The sequence below is a fragment of the Corallococcus sp. RDP092CA genome (genome assembly GCF_041903675.1).
In the GTDB taxonomy this organism is placed as follows: Bacteria; Myxococcota; Myxococcia; order Myxococcales; family Myxococcaceae; genus Corallococcus.
In genome coordinates this window covers 1-255 of record NZ_JAYESI010000172.1, presented here as the reverse complement: position 1 = coordinate 255, position 255 = coordinate 1, and the positions used below count along the sequence as shown (strand labels likewise).

Here is a 255-nt window from a genome sequence, read left to right as displayed (position 1 = left end):
ACGCCTCGGGGTTGACGCCGTTGGCCTCGCAGGTCGCCACCAGGGCGTAGAGGCCCGCGAGGTTCTCGCCTGCGGCCTCGTGCCCGACAAAGAGGAAGTTCTTCCTGCCCAGGGCGGCCTTTCTCAGCGCCGCCTCCGAGCGGTTGTTGTCCAAAGGCAGTCGCGCGTCCTCGACGAAGCGAGTCAGCGAGTCCCATTGCTTCGTCGCATAGGAGAGGGCCTGCCCCATGGGGCTCTTCGGCGGGTGGCGCGGCG

The 255-nt window shown here is 68.6% G+C and carries 1 protein-coding gene; it reads right to left on the bottom strand.

What is annotated here, in order from left to right:
• The coding region (locus U8525_RS34660; RefSeq protein WP_374271003.1) for a transposase at positions 1-255 on the bottom strand (255 nt) is incomplete at both ends.